The following is a 5909-nucleotide window of genomic DNA, read 5'->3' as shown; positions in this document are numbered from 1 at the left end:
TGCTGGATAAGACTTTTAGACTTTTTGTCAATCCAAAAGTACCGGACCTGGGAGTGAGCGGGGGGAAAATTCAGGTACTTTTTCCCTGAAAATTAGGTAATTGACCAGATGAAAATCGGTAAAACCCTACACCCCACACCCTACACCCCACACCCTGCCCCCACGAAAAACTTTTTCAGCAAACCCTAGGTACTGATACTATTTGGGAACGATTGTCAAACAATTGTAAAACTTCGTTATATTTAAGGAACATTTGAGAGACTAAGGAGCAGCGGAGTTGTGGCTTTATACGCGGATTTGCATCGGCATTTAGGGGGATCGGTAGTACCGAGAATTCTCTGGCGCTACTTTCACAGACATGAGCGGGATTTAGCGGCCAAATTCCAGGAATACCCCGCTTTTGAGGAATTTTACACCCGTGAACGCAATAGTTTAGATGAGTATTTGGAATTACATACCCTAGTCGAAAGTGTTCAAACCGCCCAAACTTTGCCCTATTTTATTTATCGTCTGATTCGCGGCGCTTACATCTTCGAGAATCTTGCCTATTTAGAATTGCGCTATACTCCCTACTATCGCACCGACGAACATTTGAACCAAACAGAGCGAATCGAGCAAATGCGCTCGATTGTCGAGATCGTCGGTCAAGCCTCGAAAATGAGCGAATATCCGATTATTACCAGTCAAATTCTCTGTATGCACTCGCGACTTCCCTCCCAAGTCAACAAAGCGATCGTTGATCTGGCCCTAGAGATGAAAGAATACGTCTGTGCGATCGATATTGCCGGGGGTGATTCCTACTACCAAACTCGACTAGAGGAATTTGCTGGTTTATACAGTTATGCCAGGGAAGAGGGTTTAAACACCACCGGCCATCTTTACGAAACAAAGGACGGTTGTTATCCCCAATTACTGCCCTATCTGCAAAGAATTGGTCACGGTATTCAAATTCCCCTACAATATCCGGAATTGCTGCCGGAAGTTGCCCGTCGTCATCAATGTTTAGAAGTCTGTCCCACCACCTATTTAAAAACTGGCACCCTCGAAAGTTTATCGCAATTAAAGATAGTCTTTGATCGCTGTTTTGAAGCGGGGGTTGATATTGCTATCTGTACCGATAATGCCGGTTTACACAATGTCCGGCTGCCCTTCGAGTACGAAAATTTACTCACCCTGGACGTGATCGATTTCCGACAATTACAAGCTTGTCAAGATGCGGCTTTTCGTCATGCTTTTGCCTGGCCCTACAGTCAAAAACCCGCCTCACTTTTAACTGGTTTGTTATCAGTGGATAATCCCAAATTACCGGTTTATCAGTAACAGAATTAACTTTAGTTCGGGTTAAGCAACTTCTTTACCGCTCCCGAACTATAGCGTTTTCCGACTCTCCTGCATCTGGTTTGGGGAATTCTACTGAATCTTGATTAAACTCAACCCAAAGAGAGTATAGGTACAGAGAGAGCCGAGACCGAACATCAGGGAACGAGCGATCGGGACATTAGTGATATAAAAAAGGGAAAATAGAAGCCGGAGGATCACGAAAGCGATCGCACAGACAGCGGCCAGGGATGAGGATACTCCTGTAACGTAGGCCATGAGAGCGGCAGCACTATAGATCATAAAGGTTTCAAAACCATTTTGATGGGCCCAAGTTGCTCGTTTAGCGTAGTCTGGGAGTTGGTCGAACATGGCCCGGGGAGCGGAGGTATCGTAACCCACCTTAGCTCTAGCGTAAGCCACCAGCAGAAAAGGTAGATAGACAGAGATAGCGGCAGCCACTATCGAATAGAGAAGAATGGCACTGACGGAGAGATTCATCGCTGAATTTAGTCAAAATAAAATAGGGTAACTAGCTTGCGTTGATCTTCCGCTTCCGCGCAGGTTTGCAAAAGGGTCTGACTGTCGTGGAAAGCAAAACAGATTAACTGTTGACAACGATTGATAATCTCGCGATTACAGAGGCTGCTGGCTTCCCCTAGGGATAGATGGTCATTTTCGGGACATTCCACCAGATGGATAACCTGCTGGAGTTGTTCTTGGGATTCCAGGGGCTGGCGATCGAGACTTTGGGGTAAGATCACGGTTAACAGATTAGGATCTGCCCGCATTGCCCCCTTAATGACGGCGGAATTGGTTCCCGTCGCCCCGGAGGTCATAATCCGATTGCCCGCCAGCACGAGGGCATAGGCCATCATTTCGATCAATTGCTGGTGCGTGATGGGAACGTGACGGGAACCCAATAAAGCGACGCGCTTAGAACCGGTCTGCTGAATGGCGGCTAGTTCTTGAGCTAGAGTGTCTAGGGTGTTAGTGGTATCTACAGATTGACTCAAAGACTTTTACTGCAAATTCGGACTGATTAACCGTCCGTTATTGTAGCATCGAATTGTCATAATCGGAAATTTGGCCCAAAAAACCCCAGCTACCGATCGAGGTGTTCTTTCGGTGGTGGTCCCCTATGATCCCTCAGAAATTGTTATTGGTGGGGAAGTGCCTCTAGATTCTGCGGTAAGATAGGTGCATAGACGATATTTACCCCAGAGCCATGACCACTTCTCCTGTTCCCCAAGGGGACGATTTTAGCGATCGCCCAATCCGTCCCGTACAATATCGGGATTTGGAAGACATTGAAGCTTTAACCCTGGATGACTTCGATGAGGATATTGATCGTCGCGCCCAAAATTTCCGCACCCAGGTGCAGCAGGTGCGGCCTTGGTTTGGGTTATTTAAAATTCTCAGTTTTTTTCCCAATCCTCTCCAACACCGTTTTCATGTCTATGTGGCTGAGTCCATGGCCAATCGGGGAGAAGAAGGGAAAATTCGCGGGGCAATCCAAGTCACCCCTTTTAATAGTAGTCGCAGCACTTGGCGGGTGGAACAGGTGCGGGTGCATCCAGGGGAGTCTTTAAGCGAACCCAAGGGCATCGGGGCGCAATTACTGCGTTATTGTCTAGAAACGGTTTGGGAAGCGCGCACCTGGGTGTTAGAGGTTAATATCAATCAAAAGGACAGTTTGGCACTTTTCCGGCAACACGGTTTTCAGCCTTTGGCGGAATTAACCTATTGGTCTTTACCGCCGCAATTATTACAGGAATTGGCGAAACAAGAGCCAGATTTACCGAATTTACTGCCCGTGAGCAATGCTGACGCTCAATTGCTCTATCAGTTAGATTGTGTGTCTATGCCGCCGCTACTGCGTCAGGTATTTGATCGCCATATCCAGGATTTTAAAATCAGTTTAGTTGATAGTTTGCTCTATCGCTGTCAAAGTTGGTGCGGCAGTCCGCAAATTAGTCGCGGTTACGTTTTTGAACCGCAACGAAAAGCTGCGATCGGTTATTTTGAATTAATTCTATCTAATCGGGATGAGCGACCCCATCAAGCGAAATTAATTGTCCATCCCGCCTACACTTGGCTCTATCCTAAGTTATTAATCCAGATGGCCCAGATCACTCGCAGGTATCCCCCTCGCTCGCTAGAGTTGATATCTGCCGATTATCAGCACGAAAGACGGGAATATCTGGAACAATTGGGAGCGATCCGCAGTTCCCACACCCTGATGATGTCGCGCTCGGTATGGCACAAAATCCGCGAAACTAAGCCGGAAAATTCCGCCCTGGCAGAAATGCTGCAGGGTTTACAACCGGTGCCGCGAACTCCCATCCCTAGTCGGATGTCTTGGTTAAAATGGCCCAATAATCCCCCCCTGGACCCCCTCGACAGTCCGGGGGAACTTCCCCCGGTCAAACCGCCCTCGGAACCCCCCGATCAGGGGCATCCAGTGTGATGGAAAGAGTCGCCGCCCTCGGCTTAGATATCGGCAAAAAACGGGTAGGAGTGGCAGGATGTGACGGCACTGGTTTAATCGCCACCGGTTTAACCACGATTATCCGTTCTTCCTTTGTTGCCGAGATACCACAGTTTGAGGCGATTGTCAAGGAAAGAAATATTAAGATTTTGGTGGCGGGACTGCCCTATACCATGGCCGGAGAACTAGGATTTCAGGCCCAACAGGTGCAAAAATACGCCCAGAAACTAGCGATCGCCTTAGATTTGCCCCTCGAATACATTGATGAGCGTTGCACGTCCCTAGAGGCGGAAGAATTCTTAAAAGCCAAAAAACAGTTTTCCTCTTGGGATAAGGGAGCGATCGATCGGGAAGCGGCGGCGATTATTTTACAACAATGGCTCGATCGCCGACGGCGAGTTAATACTGTTGTTTGAGGAGATAACGGCAAGGGTTAATCACAGAAACCAAAAACCTAACTAATACTATCCAAAATTACTCATGACTTATGCTATAATAGCTTTATGAGTAAGTTAACCATATCGGAAGCCGCTAAATTGAAAGGTGTAAGCGTATCGACGTTAAGGCGTTGGGAGTCTGAAGGTAAACTAATTCCAGAACGGACTGCTAATGGGCATCGTCGTTATACAATTTCTCAGTTGCTTGGAGTAAAAGAGAATCTTTCCTATACTGTTGGCTATTGTTGTGTTTCTAGTCATGACCAAAAGAAAGATTTAGAACGTCAAAAAGAAGTTGTCGAACTGTTTTGCGCTCAAAACGGTTGGCAAGTTGAAATTATAGACGACTTAGGTTCAGGACTTAACTACAACAAAAAAGGATTAAAGCGATTAATTCGGTTGATTGTTGATAGTAAAGTAGAGAGATTGGTCTTAACTCATAAGGATAGATTACTTAGATTTGGTAGTGAACTAATCTTTAGTCTGTGTGAGCAATTCGGAACTGAAGTTGTCATTATCAATCGAACTGAAGACAGTACATTTGAGGAGGATTTAGCGCCAGATGTCTTAGAAATCATTACGGTATTTTCCGCTAGATTGTATGGCTCTAGAAACCATAAAAATAGAAAAATCGTAGAGGAGTTAAGAGACGTTGCTACTAGGATTCAAGACTGAGTTAAAACTAAATAATCAACAACGCTCATTATTAGCCCAACACGCAGGAACCGCACGTCATGCTTGGAATTGGGGTTTGGCTTTAACCAAGCAAATTTTAGACCATAATCAAGCTAACCCTGATGAAAAAATCAAGTTTCCTACGGCTATTGACCTTCATCAATGGTTGGTAGCATTGGTAAAATCAGAGCATGATTGGTATTACCAAGTGTCTAAATGCGCCCCCCAATGGGCGTTAAGAGCTTTATCTGATGCTTGGAAAAGATGCTTCAAGAAGATAGCTAAACCACCAAATTTCAAGAAGAAAGGTAAACAGGATAGTTTCACTTTAGATGGGAGCATTAAAATTGCCCATCAAAAGATAAAAGTTCCTGTGATTGGTTGGTTAAAAACTTACGAGCGGCTACCTGATGGATACCAGCCAAAATCTGTTACTATTAGTAAAAAAGCTAATAGGTGGTTTATTAGTTTTAAGATGGAAGTTGAACAGCAAACAACCAATAAAACTTATGATGTAGTTGGTTGTGATCTAGGAATTAAATCTTTGGCTACTTTATCGACAGGTGAAACGTTTGAAGGCTCTAAAAGTTATCGTAAATACGAAAAACAATTAGCCAGACTTCAATACTTGAACCGACATAAGGTAAAAGGTTCAAATAATTGGAACAAAGCCCAACGGCAAATAGCTAAACTTCATTTTAAAATAGCTAATATCCGTAAAGATACGTTACATAAACTCACCACTTATTTAGCCAAGAACCACGGCCAGATAGTAATTGAGGATTTAAATGTGTCTGGGATGATGGCTAATCACAAATTAGCTAAAGCCGTTCAGGATATGGGTTTTTACGCAACATCTCAATAAATGCTGGTAAGGAAGCCGAAGTCAACCTAGAAAATGAACCCGCACTCGTGAGAAAGCATCGACTTAGGTTGCACTGAGGAAGAAAATCTGCTTTAACTAAGGATATGCTTCTTCCCATCGAGAG

General features: G+C 44.9%; 6 protein-coding genes and 1 pseudogene. 5 read left to right on the top strand and 2 right to left on the bottom strand.

Going from position 1 to position 5909, the window contains the following annotated elements; genetic code table 11:
* Positions 1 to 279 precede the first annotated feature (279 nt).
* A complete protein-coding gene (locus PX482_RS05385) occupies positions 280 to 1320 on the top strand; it encodes an adenosine deaminase (protein WP_002763338.1) in 1041 nt (346 codons plus the stop codon).
* A 90-nt stretch (positions 1321 to 1410) separates the two neighbouring features.
* On the opposite strand, the gene PX482_RS05380 is transcribed toward PX482_RS05385, so the two are convergent.
* Together PX482_RS05380 and PX482_RS05375 are read right to left on the bottom strand one after the other, a co-directional pair.
* Complete coding sequence (locus PX482_RS05380) at positions 1411 to 1818, bottom strand: MAPEG family protein (RefSeq protein WP_002763339.1); 408 nt, start codon at positions 1816 to 1818, stop codon at positions 1411 to 1413.
* 8 nt (positions 1819 to 1826) lie between these two features.
* Positions 1827 to 2333: a hypothetical protein gene (locus PX482_RS05375; protein ID WP_002741066.1), complete on the bottom strand. Its 507-nt coding sequence runs from the start codon at positions 2331 to 2333 to the stop codon at positions 1827 to 1829.
* A gap of 212 nt (positions 2334 to 2545) precedes the next feature.
* On the opposite strand from PX482_RS05375, the gene PX482_RS05370 reads away from it, so the two are divergent.
* From PX482_RS05370 to PX482_RS05355, 4 genes and pseudogenes are all read left to right on the top strand, one after another.
* Positions 2546 to 3787, top strand: coding sequence for a GNAT family N-acetyltransferase (locus tag PX482_RS05370; RefSeq protein ID WP_288122170.1), 1242 nt, complete (start codon positions 2546 to 2548; stop codon positions 3785 to 3787).
* Positions 3787 to 4224: a Holliday junction resolvase RuvX gene (ruvX, locus tag PX482_RS05365; RefSeq protein ID WP_287739299.1), complete on the top strand. Its 438-nt coding sequence runs from the start codon at positions 3787 to 3789 to the stop codon at positions 4222 to 4224. The genes PX482_RS05370 and ruvX overlap by 1 nt, the downstream gene beginning before the upstream one ends.
* 87 nt (positions 4225 to 4311) lie before the next feature.
* Entirely contained in the window at positions 4312 to 4920 is a 609-nt protein-coding gene (locus tag PX482_RS05360; RefSeq protein WP_287107615.1) for an IS607 family transposase, read from the top strand.
* Positions 4898 to 5770 (top strand): annotated as a pseudogene (locus PX482_RS05355) (RNA-guided endonuclease InsQ/TnpB family protein); the annotation flags it as partial. The gene PX482_RS05360 and the pseudogene PX482_RS05355, both read left to right, overlap by 23 nt.
* Positions 5771 to 5909: the final 139 nt, after the last annotated feature.

It is taken from the genome of Microcystis sp. M53602_WE12, assembly GCF_030065455.1.
Classification (GTDB): domain Bacteria; phylum Cyanobacteriota; class Cyanobacteriia; order Cyanobacteriales; family Microcystaceae; genus Microcystis; species Microcystis aeruginosa.
The sequence above is the reverse complement of the archived record's forward strand: the minus strand, read 5'-3'. Positions and strand labels throughout refer to the sequence as shown.

What these genes read in the sequence shown, in the direction of transcription:
- PX482_RS05360 (WP_287107615.1), top strand. Translation starts at nt 4,312, where the DNA reads ATGAGTAAGTTAACCATATCGGAAGCCGCTAAATTGAAAGGTGTAAGC.
- PX482_RS05370 (WP_288122170.1), top strand. Translation starts at nt 2,546, where the DNA reads ATGACCACTTCTCCTGTTCCCCAAGGGGACGATTTTAGCGATCGCCCA.
- PX482_RS05380 (WP_002763339.1), bottom strand. Translation starts at nt 1,818, where the DNA reads ATGAATCTCTCCGTCAGTGCCATTCTTCTCTATTCGATAGTGGCTGCC.
- ruvX (WP_287739299.1), top strand. Translation starts at nt 3,787, where the DNA reads ATGGAAAGAGTCGCCGCCCTCGGCTTAGATATCGGCAAAAAACGGGTA.